Source organism: Blautia coccoides, assembly GCF_034355335.1.
Lineage (GTDB): Bacteria > Bacillota > Clostridia > Lachnospirales > Lachnospiraceae > Blautia > Blautia producta.
The window spans coordinates 173,317-190,324 of record NZ_CP136422.1; the positions used below are offsets into that span (position 1 = coordinate 173,317).

General features: G+C 42.6%; 16 protein-coding genes and 1 riboswitch. Of the genes, 15 read left to right on the forward strand and 1 reads right to left on the reverse strand.

Annotated elements, in window-relative coordinates; translation table 11 throughout:
* Window positions 1-396 precede the first annotated feature (396 nt).
* The 9 genes from BLCOC_RS00750 to BLCOC_RS00790 all read left to right on the forward strand — a co-directional run bounded on the left by BLCOC_RS00750 (window position 397) and on the right by BLCOC_RS00790 (window position 7,936).
* Entirely contained in the window at window positions 397-1,032 is a 636-nt protein-coding gene (locus BLCOC_RS00750) for a helix-turn-helix domain-containing protein (RefSeq protein WP_070421218.1), read from the forward strand.
* A gap of 350 nt (window positions 1,033-1,382) precedes the next feature.
* Window positions 1,383-1,994 carry a class I SAM-dependent methyltransferase gene (locus tag BLCOC_RS00755; protein ID WP_070421217.1) on the forward strand — a complete coding sequence of 204 codons (612 nt, stop codon included), beginning with the start codon at window positions 1,383-1,385 and terminating at the stop codon, window positions 1,992-1,994.
* A gap of 23 nt (window positions 1,995-2,017) precedes the next feature.
* Window positions 2,018-2,578 carry a TetR/AcrR family transcriptional regulator gene (locus BLCOC_RS00760; protein ID WP_008728836.1) on the forward strand — a complete coding sequence of 187 codons (561 nt, stop codon included), beginning with the start codon at window positions 2,018-2,020 and terminating at the stop codon, window positions 2,576-2,578.
* 75 nt (window positions 2,579-2,653) lie between these two features.
* A complete protein-coding gene (locus tag BLCOC_RS00765; protein ID WP_070421216.1) occupies window positions 2,654-4,039 on the forward strand; it encodes an MATE family efflux transporter in 1,386 nt (461 codons plus the stop codon).
* 191 nt (window positions 4,040-4,230) lie between these two features.
* The gene (locus BLCOC_RS00770) at window positions 4,231-4,650 is read left to right on the forward strand and encodes an RNA polymerase sigma factor (RefSeq protein ID WP_174717635.1); all 420 of its coding nucleotides are present in this window, start codon (window positions 4,231-4,233) and stop codon (window positions 4,648-4,650) included.
* A 4-nt stretch (window positions 4,651-4,654) separates the two neighbouring features.
* Complete coding sequence (locus BLCOC_RS00775) at window positions 4,655-4,894, forward strand: helix-turn-helix domain-containing protein (RefSeq protein WP_005946862.1); 240 nt, start codon at window positions 4,655-4,657, stop codon at window positions 4,892-4,894.
* A gap of 393 nt (window positions 4,895-5,287) precedes the next feature.
* On the forward strand, window positions 5,288-6,280 hold the full coding sequence (locus tag BLCOC_RS00780) for a cell wall hydrolase (protein WP_115624049.1): 993 nt from the start codon (window positions 5,288-5,290) through the stop codon (window positions 6,278-6,280).
* A gap of 107 nt (window positions 6,281-6,387) precedes the next feature.
* Complete coding sequence (locus tag BLCOC_RS00785) at window positions 6,388-7,086, forward strand: response regulator transcription factor (RefSeq protein ID WP_115624050.1); 699 nt, start codon at window positions 6,388-6,390, stop codon at window positions 7,084-7,086.
* Entirely contained in the window at window positions 7,073-7,936 is an 864-nt protein-coding gene (locus tag BLCOC_RS00790) for a sensor histidine kinase (RefSeq protein WP_115624051.1), read from the forward strand. The genes BLCOC_RS00785 and BLCOC_RS00790 overlap by 14 nt, the downstream gene beginning before the upstream one ends.
* An 80-nt stretch (window positions 7,937-8,016) precedes the next feature.
* On the opposite strand, the gene BLCOC_RS00795 is transcribed toward BLCOC_RS00790, so the two are convergent.
* Window positions 8,017-9,390 carry an NCS2 family permease gene (locus BLCOC_RS00795; protein WP_018597103.1) on the reverse strand — a complete coding sequence of 458 codons (1,374 nt, stop codon included), beginning with the start codon at window positions 9,388-9,390 and terminating at the stop codon, window positions 8,017-8,019.
* 150 nt (window positions 9,391-9,540) lie between these two features.
* Window positions 9,541-9,636: riboswitch (purine riboswitch) on the reverse strand.
* Window positions 9,637-9,880: 244 nt separating this feature from the next.
* Between BLCOC_RS00795 and BLCOC_RS00800 the strand changes: the two genes are divergently transcribed.
* From BLCOC_RS00800 to argF, 6 genes are all read left to right on the forward strand, one after another.
* Window positions 9,881-10,564, forward strand: coding sequence for an ABC transporter ATP-binding protein (locus tag BLCOC_RS00800; RefSeq protein WP_115624052.1), 684 nt, complete (start codon window positions 9,881-9,883; stop codon window positions 10,562-10,564).
* Entirely contained in the window at window positions 10,557-13,139 is a 2,583-nt protein-coding gene (locus BLCOC_RS00805; protein WP_115624053.1) for an ABC transporter permease, read from the forward strand. The genes BLCOC_RS00800 and BLCOC_RS00805 overlap by 8 nt, the downstream gene beginning before the upstream one ends.
* 107 nt (window positions 13,140-13,246) lie before the next feature.
* Window positions 13,247-13,699 carry an NfeD family protein gene (locus BLCOC_RS00810; protein WP_026255642.1) on the forward strand — a complete coding sequence of 151 codons (453 nt, stop codon included), beginning with the start codon at window positions 13,247-13,249 and terminating at the stop codon, window positions 13,697-13,699.
* A gap of 1 nt (window position 13,700) precedes the next feature.
* Complete coding sequence (locus BLCOC_RS00815) at window positions 13,701-14,636, forward strand: SPFH domain-containing protein (RefSeq protein ID WP_018597099.1); 936 nt, start codon at window positions 13,701-13,703, stop codon at window positions 14,634-14,636.
* Window positions 14,637-14,791: 155 nt separating this feature from the next.
* Window positions 14,792-15,964 carry a patatin-like phospholipase family protein gene (locus BLCOC_RS00820; protein ID WP_029470894.1) on the forward strand — a complete coding sequence of 391 codons (1,173 nt, stop codon included), beginning with the start codon at window positions 14,792-14,794 and terminating at the stop codon, window positions 15,962-15,964.
* A gap of 48 nt (window positions 15,965-16,012) precedes the next feature.
* Complete coding sequence (gene argF, locus BLCOC_RS00825) at window positions 16,013-17,002, forward strand: ornithine carbamoyltransferase (RefSeq protein WP_115624054.1); 990 nt, start codon at window positions 16,013-16,015, stop codon at window positions 17,000-17,002.
* Window positions 17,003-17,008 lie beyond the last annotated feature (6 nt).

Genomic DNA, 17,008 nt, shown 5'->3' on the forward strand with positions numbered 1-17,008 from the left:
CAGTTTCTAGGTACTATGACATGTATGCGCAGGGCGGTGTTACATATACGCCCTTTACGAACGCCTAAAGGCGTTCCCTTTCTTCCTGTGTCTGATCCGTTCTTAACGCTCACGAGCCTTGTAAGGCTCGTGGCTAAACGGAACAGCCCCAGTCAGAAACCTTATTTTCGGTCTGATAGTCCATGCTTATTCATGCTATCAAAGTGAAAATATATCTTTTCTATGCTTACTCAAGCGTGTGATTGACCCTAGTGTGCTTAATCACTCTAACTGATATGATAATAACGCCATTAGAATTACTTGTCAAGAAGTTTTTGTTGACTTTTAGATATATATTAAGTATGATATGCTTATAAATACCAAGAAAAGCAACGAAAGGAGCGGTTATACTAAGTTATGGAGCATTATGAAAAGAAAGTTAGTTTCTTAGGAGAGAACATACAAACCATAAGAAAACACAGAGGAATGAAACAACAAGAACTTGCGGATAAAATCGGTATCAATATGCAGAGCCTTTCCAAGATTGAACGTGGCGTGAATTATCCTACCTTTGATACGTTAGAGAAGATAATGGACGTGCTGGGAGTAACGCCCAATGAATTATTATCGGGAGAATGGAAGTATGTTAATCAAGCCGAAAAGGAAGTCTGCCAGTTTTTAAGAATTGAAGAACGATTAAATGCAGAACTAAAACATGGACATTATGACAACTTCTTTGACAGCGAGGAAGAATGGCTGGAATATGAGTTGGAAAAGTTACGGGAATATATTACCGACTACATCAACGGGAAAAGTATTGTAGCGTCCGACCTTTATCCAATCAAAGAATTTATCCAGCATTTGAAATTTCAAAAACTGTTAGACCGCTATGATGATTTATACAGCATGGATATGTTCGGGGAAAGCATAGAGGGACATAAATATAGGACACCTTATCAAGTCGTAAAAATGATAAACCCAAATGCAAAAGAAGATATGGAATTATTACGGGAAGTATTGAAAAATAACCATTTTGATGATGAGGACGAATAACTTTTTTCCTCTTTGTAGAAGATACAGCAAACAAAAAGCCCAGTAAAGAGTGCAAAGCACCACCAATGGTGGCAAGGCTCTTGACAGGGCTTTTTCTTTTCTGTGGAGGGTAATCAAGAGGAAGAAAAGATAAAATTTGATTTGTGGTAAATCGGATAATATCAATGAAATTGTCACGGTACAAGTTTGGGCTATATAAGGAATAGTAACTGGAAGATTGTAGGGTAATCAAAAAGGCGTGTATTTTAAATCAGAGATACACGTCTTTGAAATGAATGAAATTCAATGAATTTTATTCATTGACAATCGTTCATTCACGAGATATAATTTTAGTGAAAGGAGTTGATTACATGAATATTACGAAACAAAAATCACAAAAGACTTTTGATAAGCAAGCTGCCGATTATGATACAAATATTCAGGGAGAACATGCTCGAAAACTCTATAAGCCGATTATAGAAAATTTAAAAAATAAGAATATACATTCTATATTAGATTTAGGTTGTGGAACGGGTGCGTTACTTAAAGAAATAAAAGAATTAAATATAGCAGAACAACTATTTGGAATAGATATATCTCCCAATATGCTTGAAATTGCAGAAAATAAACTAGGAAATGATGCAACACTTATCTTAGGCGATTCTGAGAGATTACCTTTTGAAGATAGTTCTTTTGACGCCATTGTATGTAATGACTCATTTCATCATTATCCACAACCAGATATTGTAGAGAAAGAAGTGTCTAGGTGTTTAAAGCAAAATGGAGTATTCATTATCGGTGATTGTTGGCAACCAATCGGAGCAAGACAGATAATGAATTACTATATGAAACACAGCAATAGTGGAGATGTAAAGATTTATTCAAAAAAGGAAATGTTGTTATTATTATCAAAAGACTTCCACGAAATTGAATGGAAATCTTTTGGCACAAGATCTTGTTTAATTATAGCATACAATAATTAAACCGCAAGAAAGGAAAGAAAACAATGCGTATTTCAAAAGAACCAGAGGAACGTAAACAAGAAATTTTAGAAACAGCCATTAAATTATTTAGTGTAAATGGGTTTGAAAAAACTTCAATATCAGACATAGCAAAAGAAATTGGAATAGCACAAGGATTATGTTATAGATATTTCCCATCAAAAGATGTACTTTTTCAGTCTGCTATCAATGAATATTCAAATATTTTAGTCGCCAATATGACAAAAAATATAAATATAAAAAAGGATAGTTTAAAAGATATTTTGCGGAAGATGATACTTTTTGCAGAACAAGAAGATGATACATATTATCCAGTTTTTCATAATAACCAAAATAAAAATTTCCATAATTTATTAACATTGAATGTATGTGAAAAACTTTTTCCTATTGTATCTGAAATTATTGAAAGAGCAAATTACACAAATGAAATACAAGTCAATGATGTTGAAATGTATGCCAGTTTTTGTATATATGGACAACTAGGAATTATTTTAAATACCGATATATCAATTAAAGAAAAGAGTTCACGGATAAAGGCATTTTTTAGGGACTTGTTTAGGCTTTAAATCTTCCCCTGCCAAAAGGCAGGGAATATTTAAATAAATTAAATGAATAATTTTCATTCAATAGGAGGAATTAAAATGAACAAAAATATTGATTTTGTAAACGGAAACACAAAAAAATGTTTACTTGAAATGACTGTTCCTATGATAATAGCTATGTTTTTAAATATGGCATATAATCTCGTAGACAGTCTTTGGATTGGAAATTTGTTAGGTGAGCAGGCATACGCAGCGTTAACAAACTCGACACCTATTATTTTAATCTTAACTTCAATTGGTATGGGAGCGACAAACGGGTTAGCCATTCTATTGTCACAGGTAATTGGTGCGAAAAATGAGCAAAAGAAAAAGAATATTATAGTTACTTCTTTTTTTGTATCTATAATTCTTTCAGTGTTTATGACAATTGTGTTGGAGATTTTTTTAGAGCCTATTTTGATAGTTTTAAATACACCGACTGAAATTTTTGATATGGCAAAAAATTACTTATCTATATATGCTTTGGGATATGTAGCAGTTTATTTGTATTTATACTTTACAGCCATTTTAAGAAGTTTTGGCAATACTATGTTTCAAGCAGTTGCAATGCTTGTGTCTACTTTATTGAATGCTATTTTAGATCCTATTTTCATTAACATAATTGGATTTCACGGAGCGGCAATCGCAACCTTAATATCACAGATTATTTGTTTGGCGTTTATGTGCATTTATATTTATCGCAAAAAATTATTTAACCTTTCACTATCTGATTTTGATACAAAAGAGATTATGCCGTTTGTAAAAAATGCTGTGCCGTCTGTCATTCAACAAAGTATTCCTGCTATTAGTACAACATTTTTAACTGCTATTGTTAGTACTTATAGTATTTCTGCTATTGCTGGCTACGGAGTTGCTGGAAAATTAGAAATGATATTATTTTATCCTGCTATGGCTCTTAATATGGTGTTGACTTCAATCGTAGGGCAATGTATTGGAGCACAACGTATCGACAGAGCAAAGAATTATCTGAAATTGGCGTTAAAATATGGTATTGTTGTTTCAAGTGTATTATCAGCAGTTGTTATTTTCTTCTCTAAACAGTTGGCAAAATTGTTTGTTTCCAACGTAACTGTAACAAATGTTGTCAGCCATTATTTTTTAATTGTTAGTATCGGTTATGTTCTTTACACTATTACTAGTTGCTACTTAGGTACTTTAAATGGTATAGGAAAACCAACAAAAAGTATGATACTAATGATATTCTACTATATTATTATTCGTATTCCTTTTGCCTATCTATTATCTTGGCTGGCAGAAAATTTAAATGGTGTTTGGATAGCGATTTTAATCAGTCACATAGTCGCCTGCATTATAACTATTTTAACAAGTAATCAAATTATTAAGCGGTTATATGGAAAACTTTATGATAGGACTAAAAAAGCAAGATATAAAAGCATTGAAAGTAACTGCTGTGGAAAGTTTTAGGAATAATCTTATACGATTATGCACTACCTAACAGCATTTTATCAACAACTAAATATTTTACAATATTAAAAGTTCGTACAGACGGTATATTTTGTACGGACTTTTTTCTTGTTCTTCTTTCTGTATTTTCCAAAGATATAGACGGTATCTCCGTTTATATATTTCAGCGTATGCGGAAAGGAGGTGAGATTATGAACCCAACTTCTTTCGAGCATATCGTTAGAATACAGTTTAATGCTTTGATGATGACTGTTATTAAATGCACAGTAAAAAACAGAAACAGACAGTTTGCAAGACGTTCTAAGCGTGAAGTTTTATTCTGTGAATTATCAGATACGAAAAATGTTGAATGTGTAACTAAGGATAACTATTCTTGTGATTACATTTCGTTTGAAGTCTTGAATTTTACAATTCAAATATCAAATGAGAAACTTGCTGTTGCTTTATATAAGTTATCGAATAAAGAGCGTGATGTAATTCTATTACGCTATTTTCAAAGTATGAGCGACCAAGAAATAGCCGAATTATATCATGTATCACGTTCTGCTATTTATCGCAGAAGAAGTAACGGATTGAAGAAACTAAAAACAGTATTGAAAGAAAGGAATTGAACCAATGAAAAAAGAATATGGCTACCCTACATTAAAAGTAATATGTCAAGCGTCTGCTGGAAATGAAACTGCCATAAGAGAGATTTTGAAGTTTTATGACGCTTATATCTGTAAATTATGCTTGCGTCCGTTTTACCACTCTGAAAGTGGTAAAATCATTATGCAGGTTGATGAAGAATTAAAAGGTCAAATCCATACAGAAATGATGAAAGCAATCTTGAAATTTGAAATCAGAGTAAAATAATCATACTACATGAATGAAAAACGGGAGATACACAGATATTTGTGCTATCTCCCATGTTGTTTTTGTGTCATATCAAGGCTCATTCAATCGTGGTAAATTCGTGGTAAAATGAATAGTTTTCTATACTTCAAAATGTTTGAAAGTATAGTGTTTATGCGGATAATCAAAAATCAGATATAAAATTTATTGCAAATTAATATGTATATTTTTCAGTACAAGCAATATATCGCTCCAATGCATCAAAAAATGATAGGCTTTCTGTAAATATCTACAAATTGTTACAAAAATTACCCGCTTGACAATAAAATGTAATCTTGATACAATAAGTCCGTAACAAAAATTAATAAATTTGTAACAAATAAAAACAAATGGACTTATAGGAGGCCTTTTTTTATGAAAGAAAGAATGCGACGTATTTTATGCTGTATGGGAACTGCAGGTGTTATGACAGTCATGATGGCGGTTCCGGCAATGGCAGCAGATGTTACGGAAGATGATCAGAATATAGAAGTGATACAGGAAGCAGAACAGACAGAGGAAGAAGCTAATGCGGATACTGACGTTCAGGATGCAGCGGACAGCCAGGACGCGGAGACTGCGGAAAATGAAGAAGCACAGGCTGAGGATACACAGGATGACAGTTGGAGCGATAAGGTCGCGGCAAATGTTCTTACATATGCCAATATCCGTGAAGGGGCAGATGTGAGCAGCCAGTGTGTTGGCAGACTTCCTTCCGGAGCAGTGGCCACTGTAGTCGGAAATGATGAGGGATGGCTGCAGGTGACTTCCGGGGAGGTCAACGGATATATAAGAGAAGATTTGGTGGTTTCCGGTGATGAAGCCAGGAATTTATATGAAGCTATGTACGGCGCAGGGGATATCTCTGTTGAGGCTGTAACCGTGGATGCAGAGGCAGAAGCGGCAGCAGCATTGGCTGCAGAAGCAGCCCGATCCGCACAGGCATCTGCTCAGGCAGTACAGACCGAGCAGGGACAGGCAGCACAGGAAACAGAGGCGGTCAGCACACAGGAGACAGCACAGCAGGTATCCGTCTCAACATCAGATCTTGATCTGATGGCAGCTATCATTGAATGTGAAGCCGGCGGTGAATCTTATGAAGGAAAGATTGGTGTCGGAGCTGTTATCATGAACCGCATCAGAAGCGGGGAGTTTCCAAATACATTATCAGAAGTCATCTACCAGAGCGGCCAGTTTGAACCCACATGGACGGGTAAACTGTCAAGCGTACTCTCACGGGGAGCAAGTGAGGCATGTTACGCAGCCGCTCAGGATGTCTTCGCCGGAGCAAATACCATCGGAGGCCGCCTCTTTTTCCACGCTGGCGGAGGAAGTGGCCTGACTATTGGAAATCAGACATTTTACTAAAATATTCGAGCAAGAGCGGAATGGGGAGAACCTGTTCCGTTCTTTTTTTATATAACATTGTTCCGAAAGCCAAAGTGTATTAAAATAGAGCCAAAGGAGACAAGATTATGCTGATTCAGATTGTAGAGGATGACAGGGCGCTGAGTGACGGGATCGCACTGGCTCTTGGAGAAAAAGATACAGAATTTGTGCAGTGCACAGGCGTGAGAAATGCAGAGAAGGTATATGAGGAGAAGAAACCGGATTTGATCATTCTGGATATTAATCTGCCGGATGGGAGCGGATATGATTATCTGAAATGGGTACGGAGCCGTGCGGATACCCCCGTCCTTATGCTCACCGCCAATGATATGGAGATGGATGAGGTTATGGGACTGAGCCTGGGGGCTGATGACTATATGACGAAACCCTTCAGCCTGGCAGTTCTCCGGGCGAGGATCCAGGCGCTTTTTCGCAGGCAGGCCAAGCGGGAGAGATATGAGTTTGACGGTTTTATCTTAGACTTTGCAGGACTAACCTTTGAAAAGAACGGACAGGAGATATCCCTCAGCAAAAATGAACAGAGGCTGCTCAGACTGTTTTTGGAAAACGAAGGAAGAGTGCTGACACGCTCTGTGCTTGTGGACAGGCTCTGGACCGACGGTGCGGAGTATGTGGATGAGAATGCGCTGTCCGTCACAGTGAACAGGCTGCGGGGCAAGCTGGAGGACAAGAGAAAAGGCATCACTTATATACAGACCGTATACGGGCAGGGATATGTCTGGAGGCGTGAGAGGACAGGAGAGACGGGTTATGCTGAGAAGTAGAGAGGCAAGAAAAGTGGAGGAAATGCTGGATGCAGCTCTTCAGGGGAATTTCCGGGAATCCGACTACGACGAGTCGGAGTTATCCAGGGTGGAGACAAAGTGGAAGCGGTTCCTGAGCACCTCTGCGCTGTCAAAGGAGCAGTTGGAGAGGGAGAAAGAGAATGTAAAAAGTCTGGTATCAGATATCTCCCATCAGACAAAAACTCCTGTGGCCAACATCAGGCTCTATACGGAGCTTCTGAAGGAGAGACTCTGCGGGGAGGAGAATACGCCGGAAAGACAGCAGGAGATCAGGATGGCGGAGGAAATATCCAGGCAGGCCGAAAAGTTGGAGTTTCTTATACAGTCTCTGACGAAAATGTCCAGACTTGAAAGCAATATTCTGGCAGTTCAGCCGGAAGAACAGGGACTGCAGAAGCTGCTTGAAGAGAGTATCGGGGATGTGACGCCCAAGGCAGAGAAGAAACAGATACAAATTATCAACAACTGTGTGGACAACATTACGGCATTTTACGATTTTAAGTGGACAAAAGAGGCGGTCTGTAATGTGCTGGACAATGCGGTGAAATACTCACCCAGGGGAGGAAAGGTTATCCTCTCGGTCACAGAATATGAGCTTTACGCAGCAGTCAGCGTGAGAGATGAGGGAATAGGTATCCCGGAGGAGGATACAGCCAGGATATTTGGACGTTTTTACAGGGCGGAGTCTGTACAGCAGGAGGATGGTGTGGGGATCGGACTCTATCTGACCAGGGAGATCCTGAGAAAGCAGAACGGATATATAAAGGTGAAATCAGCTCCGGGCAAAGGCTCTGAATTTTTTCTTTATCTTCAGCGCGGCAGGATGTAAGAAATGCCCGGGAGGGAAACAATGGGGGTAGTTTTCCTCCCGGGCATTCCGGAGAACGGCTGTTTTTCCGTATGCTGCGGTTATATCAGAATATATTTTAAGATAAACAGCACAGCCAGTATATACATCAGAAGACTGATCTTTTTATTCTTTGCATTTCCTGTTACCAGATTGATGACCACGTAGGAAATGACACCAAAGGAGATACCTTCGGAGATACTGTACATAAACGGCATTGCAATGATGCAGATAAATGCCGGGATGGCCTCTGTGTAATCCCCAAAATTAATTTTGGTTATGGATGTCAGCATCAGGAATCCCACAATGATCAGTGCAGGTGCCGTCGCAAAGGACGGAATTGCCAGAAAGATAGGTGACAGGAACAGAGAGAGGCCAAATAAGAGAGCCGCAGTCAGACCGGTCAGTCCTGTACGTCCGCCTTCTGCCACGCCGGATGCGCTTTCCACGAAGGTAGTGGTTGTGGAGGTACCAAGAGCTGCGCCTGCAGCAGTACCTACAGCGTCTGCCATGAGAGCGCCTTTGATCTTCGGAAGCTTTCCGTTCTCATCCAGCATGTCGGCTTTGGAAGCCACACCGATGAGGGTTCCCAGGGTATCAAACATATCCACGAACAGGAATGCGAACATAATGACAACAAAATCCATGGTGAATACTCTTGAAAAATCCATATGCATAAAAGTAGGCGCTATGCTTGGAATGGAAATACCGTTGGAGAAATCCGGGAGAAGGCTGTAGAAGCCGGCTTCCGGGTTAGGAACATAAAGACCTGCAAACTGACAGATGATGCCCAGGATCCAGGTGCCCAGGATGCCCCAAAGAATATTTCCTTTTACATTTTTAACAAGAAGTATGGCTGTGATCAAAAGTCCGATAAGAGCCAGCAGAACGGTTATGCCTTCTGAATTAAACGTACCGTTCTCAATGGAACCCTTAAAGGAAAACAGGGTGACCAGTGTTGAGGAATCCACAACGATCTTGGCATTTTGGAGCCCGATGAATGCAATGAACAGGCCGATGCCCACGGATACCGCGTGTTTCAGATTCATGGGTATGGCGTTGAATATCGCCTCACGCACATTGGTAAGTGAAAGTATGATAAAAATAATACCTTCCACAAATACTGCACTCAGAGCCATCTGCCAGGAAAATCCCATGCCCATGACAACCGTATAGGTAAAATAGGCGTTCAGCCCCATGCCGGGAGCCAGTACAAAGGGATAGTTGGACAGCGCTGCCATTAAGCAGGTAGCGATAAAGGATGCCAGGGCAGTGGCTGTAAAGACTGCACCCCGGTCCATGCCGGATTCTGAAAGGATGTTGGGATTAACGGCAAGGATGTATGCCATGGTCATAAATGTGGTGACACCAGCCAGAATCTCAGTTTTAACGTCTGTGTGATTTTCTTTTAAATGAAATATTTTTTCAAAACTCATAAATTTTCCTCCTGCCTCCACTCATAATACGAGCTAATGTTATTTTTTATGGATGAACTGCCGCCGGGGAATTTTTGTGTTGTCTGCCTCCTTTCCCTAAAAAATTCCGTAAAAAATACTACCGGTGATAAACTGCTGATTTCCGGCACAATTCTTCATGCGGAAATTTATAGGCAGCTATTACGGTAGCTGGTAGAGACGCTCAACCAATTATGAGCCTATATAAACTTCTCAAATATTTTATTTCCATAAAAAATTTATTAAGACTTTATAATGTTAGCATACTACATTTTTGCCTGAAAGGCAATAGGAGAATGAAGATTGTTTTTGGTTTTTGGGAAATGCGGGGATGAATTCTTTCACAAGTGTTAGATTTCCGAAATAATGTGGTAAGAATAAAATGATAGGATAAGGACAGTGAAGAAAACAGAATGCTTGGCTGTCCTACATATACAGTTACAGTATACACGGGCGGCAGAAAGGTGAAGATATGGAAGTATTGAAAACAGAGGGACTCAGAAAATATTACGGTACCGGAGAAAATCTTGTGAAGGCTCTGGACGGGGTGGATATATCAGTGGAGCGTGGAGAATTCCTTGCCGTGGTGGGAACCAGCGGAAGCGGAAAGTCAACCCTGCTGCATATGCTGGGAGGCCTGGACCGTCCGTCAGCCGGAAGGGTCTGCGTGGATGGCAAGGACATTTCAACGCTAAAGGAGGATGCGCTGTGCATCTTTCGCAGGCGTAAGATCGGATTCATTTTCCAGAGTTATAATCTGGTGCCTGTCCTGAATGTGTACGAGAATATTGTGCTGCCTATTGAACTTGACGGAAATGATGTGGATAAAAGTTATGTTAACCAAGTCGTCGAGGTGCTGGGGCTGGGGTCCAAATTGAACAGTCTGCCCAGCCAGCTCTCCGGCGGACAGCAGCAGAGAGTGGCCATTGCCAGAGCGCTGGCTACAAAACCAGCCATTATTCTGGCCGATGAGCCCACTGGTAATCTGGATTCCCGCACCAGCCAGGATGTACTCGGTCTGCTGAAGGTGACCGGTGAGAAATTCGGGCAGACCATAGTCATGATCACACACAATGAGGAGATCGCGCAGATGGCTGACCGCATCATCCGCATAGAGGATGGAAGGATCGTAAAAGGCGGTGAGGCAGATGCGTAAAGTGAAGAATCAAAAGGCCATCCGCCGGGTGGCTGACAAGACAAGAAAGGCGGCAAAGAGCAGAAATCTTATCGCTGTCCTTGCCATAGCCCTGACTGCGCTGCTTTTTACTTCCGTATTTACCATCGGCGGAAGTATTGTGGAAAAGCAGCAGGAGGCTACCATGCGCCAGGTCGGGGGGAGCGCCCACGGGGGATTAAAATACCTGACACAGGAAGAGTATGATATTCTAAAAAAGGACAAAAAGCTAAAGGAAATATCCTATCGGATCGTAGTGGGGGAGGCTGTAAATGAGTCGCTGAAAAAACTCAGGACAGAGATGGGATATTACGAAGATCTGGATGCCAAATTCAGTTTTTGTTATCCGGAGGTGGGCCGTATGCCGGAGGCTGAGGATGAGATCATCACCAGTGATCTGGTCTTAAAAGCCATGGGTATCCCCTGCCAGGTAGGTGAAAAGGTTCCTGTTGAATTCACAGTAAAGGACAAAAGATATGAGCGCACCTTCACACTGACAGGATATTTCAAAGGAGACACCATATCCATGTCCCAGATCATGCTGGTGTCTAAAAAACTGGCAGATGAGGTGGCGCCCACACCTACAGTCTCAGCAATGAGCAGTAATATAGATGCCTCCGACTATGCGGGAAGGATCATGGCTGATTTTAATTTCCGCAACAGCCTTGATCTGACGGGGAAGATGGAGGAACTGGCCAAACGGTGCGGCTTTCCCCAGGAGACAGTGAGCGAAGGGATCAACTGGGCATACATGGGGATGGATATCAATATAGAAGATATGCTTCCCATCGCCGCGCTTCTGGCGGTGATCCTGGTGTCCGGTTATCTGATCATTTATAATATTTTTTATATCAATGTATTTCACGATATCCGCCGCTACGGTCTTTTAAAGACCATTGGGACAACAGGAAAACAGCTCAGGAAAATTGTGCGGAGACAGGCCTATATGCTGTGCCTGTACGGCATTCCGCTGGGACTCCTGCTGGGAGCGGCAACAGGAAAATGGGTGCTGCCTATTGTCATGAAGAATCTGGTATTTTCTAGTACAGCAGATACAGAAGTGACGTTAAGACTGTGGATATTTGCTGCTTCAGCACTGTTTTCTCTTCTGACGGTCTATATTAGCTGTATCAGGCCATGCCGTATTGCATCTTCCGTGTCGCCGGTGGAGGCCGTGAGGTATACGGAGGGTCAGGACAGTCTTTCACATAGGAAAAAGGGCAAAAAGACAAAAAAGGTAAAACCCTGGACAATGGCGGCAGCAAATATGCAGAGAAATAAAAAGAAGGTTGTGATCGTGACCACATCTCTCTCTCTGGGATTGGTACTGTTGAACAGTGTATACGGTCTTGTAAGCGGATTTGATATGGACAAATTTATCGCATCCGCAACTGTCAGTGATTATGCTGTGTATGGGGCCGGTCTTGACAACCCTGCAAGCTACGACAAACCTCTGGAGGGTGTGACAAAAGAATTTCTGGATGCCCTGTCGGAGCAGGAGGGTGTGGAGGAAGTCTGCAATATTTATCTGGATTTAATGGATAGTCCTAATTTTACAGAGGAGGAGAGGGATGCGTTTAATGAAAAGATATTGAAGAATCCAAAGGCAGAAGCTTATCTGGCACAGTATTTTGGAGAAGAATTTTACCGGGAATCCATTGAAAACGGTACTTTTGACAACATAGATGGCAAAGTATTCGGTGTGGGACGTCTGGCTTATGAAAAGATGGATATTACAGATGGGGAACTGGACTGGGAAAAGTTTAAGACAGGCAAATATGTGATCACATCAAAGTTTGGTCATATGGGTCCGGAGGCGGATCAGATCAATTATTACGAGGTGGGGGACAAAGTGACGATCCGTCTGGAGGACGGCACAAGCAGAGAGTATGAGGTAATGGCTGTAGGTGGTCTGCCGTATGCCTGCGAACTTCAGACCTATGGCGTATTTGAACACAATTTTGTGCTTCCGGACCGGGAATACCTGGAGCTTTACGGAGACAGACTGCCTATGAGAACGCTTTTTAATGTGGCAAAGGACAAAGAAGAAGCCGCGGAAAAATGGCTTTCTGATTACTGCGAAAAGATAAACACAGACCTGGATTTTACATCAAAATCCACGGTGGCCGCAGAATTTGAGGAGAACAAAAATATGTACACCATTGTGGGCGGACTTTTGGCCCTTATCCTGGCAGTTATAGGAATTTTAAACTTTATCAATACCATGGTCACATCTGTTCTCTCCAGAAAGCAGGAGTTTGCCATGATGGAGGCAGTGGGAATGACCGGTAAGCAGCTTCGTGGAATGCTGGGCTTCGAGGGGATCCTGTATGCGGTCCTCACAGGAGCGGCTTCCATCATATTAGGCGGAATACTGGAGGCTACAGCGGTCCGAAGCATAGGGAATGCGCTTTTCTTCTATAGCTGGCATTTTACGGTTACGCCCATACTGCTCTGTCTTCCGGTTCTTGTGCTGGTGGTGCTTGTGGTTCCTGCACTGTGTTATAAGAGTATGAGCAGGACAAGTGTGACAGAGAGAATGAGAAAAGCAGAATAAAAATATTGTTATTTTCAGTCTTTTACGATATAATATCAACAAATGGATATATTATTCGTAAAGGACTGATTTTTTTACCTGAAATCATCCGGAAAGGAGTGGTGGGTATGTTGACAATATTTACGGCAGGTTCCATAGCAGTAATGTGGCTTATCCTTTTGGGAGTGCTTTTGGTGATCGAGATCATCACTTTGGGGCTTACAACCATCTGGTTTGCTGGCGGAGCATTGGCGGCGTTTCTGGCAGCCCTGGCAGGCGGGCCTCTATGGCTGCAGATCATACTGTTTTTGGTGATCTCATTGGCTCTGCTTATCTTTACCAGACCCGTAGCAATAAAGTACATGAACAGAAATGTGTCAAAGACAAATGTTGACAGTCTTCCCGGCGAAAAAGCCGTGGTTATAAAAACCATAGATAATTTAAGAGGAACTGGGCAGGCTGTGGTAAATGGACTGGAATGGTCCGCAAAATCCAAGGACGAAACAATCATCGATGAGGGGAAAGTCGTGAGAATTGTGGCAGTCGAGGGAGTAAAACTAGTTGTAGAGGAGGAAAAATAAGATGAATGTAGGAACTGTATTACTTATAATAGCGGTTATACTTCTGCTGATGGTGATCGCATCCTGTATCAGGATCGTGCCCCAGGCACATGCTATGATCATTGAGCGTCTGGGTATGTATAAAGAGACGTGGGGAACAGGACTTCACTTTAAATTTCCGTTTGTTGACCGAATCGCAAAACGTGTGAACCTGAAAGAACAGGTTGTGGATTTCGCGCCGCAGCCGGTTATCACAAAAGATAATGTTACCATGAGGATTGATACGGTTGTATTTTTCCAGATCACAGACCCGCGCCTGTTTGCTTACGGTGTGGAGAACCCTATCATGGCAATTGAGAATCTGACGGCAACCACACTGCGTAACATTATCGGTGACATGGAGCTGGATTCCACCCTGACTTCCAGGGAGATCATCAATACCAAGATGCGAGCTTCCCTGGACGTGGCAACTGACCCGTGGGGAATCAAAGTAAACCGTGTAGAGCTTAAGAACATCATTCCTCCGGCAGCCATTCAGGAAGCCATGGAGAAACAGATGAAAGCAGAGCGTGAACGCCGTGAATCCATTCTGAGAGCAGAGGGAGAGAAGAAATCAACGATCCTTGTAGCAGAAGGTAAGAAAGCTTCCATGATCCTTGACGCAGAAGGTGAGAAGCAGGCAGCTATCCTCCGTGCTGAGGCGGAGAAAGAGAAGATGATCAGGGAAGCAGAAGGACAGTCACAGGCAATCCTGAAGGTGCAGCAGGCAAAGGCAGACGGTATCCGTTTTATCAAGGATGCGGGTGCTGATGAGAGTGTTCTTACCATCAAGAGCCTGGAGGCATTTGAACAGGCTGCTGACGGCAAGGCGACGAAGATCATCATTCCGTCAAATATTCAGGGGATCGCAGGACTTACAGCGTCTCTGAAAGAGATTATCACGGACAAAGAAAATTAACTTTCGGCAGGTTATTACTGCCGGGGATCATACAGGCAGAGGGGCGGTTGCAGTTATGTGACAGCCCCTCTGCGGTATTTTATAAAGCAGGAGGAAGGCAGTGAGGATTCTGTCAATGGATTGGAGTGTATCACAGGTAAGAGGAGGCATCAGTCATGAAACCGATAATTGATCTTACAAAGGAATACGGTCTTGTCTTGGAGGGCGGCGGTGCGAAGGGTGCGTATCAGATAGGCGCGTGGAAAGCTATGCGGGAAGCGGGCGTGAAGATAAAAGGCATTGCAGGCACCAGCGTGGGCGCCTTGAACGGGGCCTTGATCTGTATGGATGACCTGACGAATGCAGAGAAAGTCTGGGAAAACATTTCTTACTCCAGCATCATGTCCGTGGAGGATGAGAAGATGGAGCTTTTGTTTCATCAGAAGAAGCTGGATGTGGATATGCTGAAAGAGGTCTTTGACTTTATGAAGGAGGGCGGCATTGATGTGACCCCTCTGAAGGAGCTGATAGCCGAATGTATTGACGAGGAGAAGATCATCCATTCCCCTGTGAACCTGTATATCCTGACCTTTAATGTGGATGAGAAGAAAGAAATGGATATTGATGTAAAGCAGTGTAAGCCTGAGCTGATCAAGGATTTCCTGCTGGCAAGCGCCTATATTTTCCCACTGTTTAAGAATGAACGCCTTCACGGCAAACGTTACATTGACGGGGGAGCCATCAATAATGTGCCTTTAGGCTCTCTGGTGGACCGCGGATATGAGAATATCATTATGGTAAGGATTTTCGGGATCGGACGGGAGAAGAAGGTGAAGATCCCTGACGGGACCACAATTTATACAGTGGCACCCAAGGTGAGTCTGGGCAGCATCATAGATTTTGACAGAAGAAAAAGCAGGCGTCATATGAAACTCGGGTATTATGACACCATGCGCATGATATATGGGCTGAAGGGAAAAATATATTATATTGATGAATCCGAGGAAGAGTGTTATTATTTAAAGCAGTTGACAGATTTAGATGATTTGGTCTATGAATATCTGATGGATACGTACCAGCTTCCCAGAGAACCGAAATTGTTTCTGCGCAATATGACAGAGGTGATCCTGCCGGTTCTGGCGGAGGAAATGAAACTCTCCAAAGACTGGGATTACCGGGAACTGTATCTGGCTCTGCTGGAGGCTACCGCCAAACTGTGCAGAGTATCTAAGTACAGGATCTATACATTGACCCAGTTGCAGGAAGCAGTGTTTGGAAAGCTGTACCGGCTGCATGGTATGGATATTCCGGCTTTTGTGCAGGTGATTTCCAGGGATGTTCTGATTTGACAAAAGAGTTTCGCGGCGGGACCGCGGTAAATGAGGAGGAAAAGTAAGATGGATTTAAAAGGACGCAGTTTTCTGACACTGAAGGATTTTACGGCAGAGGAGATTGAATATCTGATCGATTTGGCTGCTGAGCTGAAGGAAAAGAAAAAGCAGGGAGTTCCTGTTGACACATTAAAGGGAAGAAATGTAGCTCTTATCTTTGAAAAAACCAGCACCAGAACCCGCTGTTCTTTTGAAGTAGCTGCTCACGACCTGGGTATGGGCACCACATATCTTGACCCAAAAGGTTCCCAGATTGGGAAAAAAGAGAGTATCCGTGACACGGCCAGGGTTCTGGGAAGAATCTATGACGGCATTGAGTACCGCGGATTCGGACAGGAGATCGTGGAGGAATTGGCAAAATACGCAGATGTTCCGGTGTGGAATGGCCTGACAAATGAATACCATCCCACACAGATGCTGGCTGACCTTCTGACGATCCGGGAACATCTGGGCAGAGTAAAAGGCGTGAAACTGGTGTACATGGGCGATGCGCGCTATAACATGGGAAATTCCCTGATGATCCTCTGCGCTAAAATGGGAATGCATTTTGTAGCCTGCGCTCCGAAAAAATATTTCCCCAACGATGCGCTTGTAAAAGAGTGTGAAGCCTTCGCAAAGGAATCAGGAGCTACCATCACCCTTACGGAAGACGTGGAGGCAGGGACAAAGAACGCAGACGTCATCTATACAGATGTATGGGTATCCATGGGCGAACCTGACGAAGTGTGGGAGGAACGTATCCGCGAGCTGACTCCGTACAAGGTGACTAAAAAAGTTATGGAAAATGCCGGAGATCAGGCTGTCTTCCTTCACTGTCTGCCTGCGTTCCACGACCTGGAGACAGCCATCGGAAAAGAGATGGGAGCGCGTTTCGGTCTGACTGATATGGAAGTGACAGATGAGGTATTTGAATCTGAACAGTCTGTTGTCTTTGATGAGGCGGAGAACCGTATGCATACGATCAAAGCTGTCATGGCAGCAACCCTGGGGGCATAAAAAAAG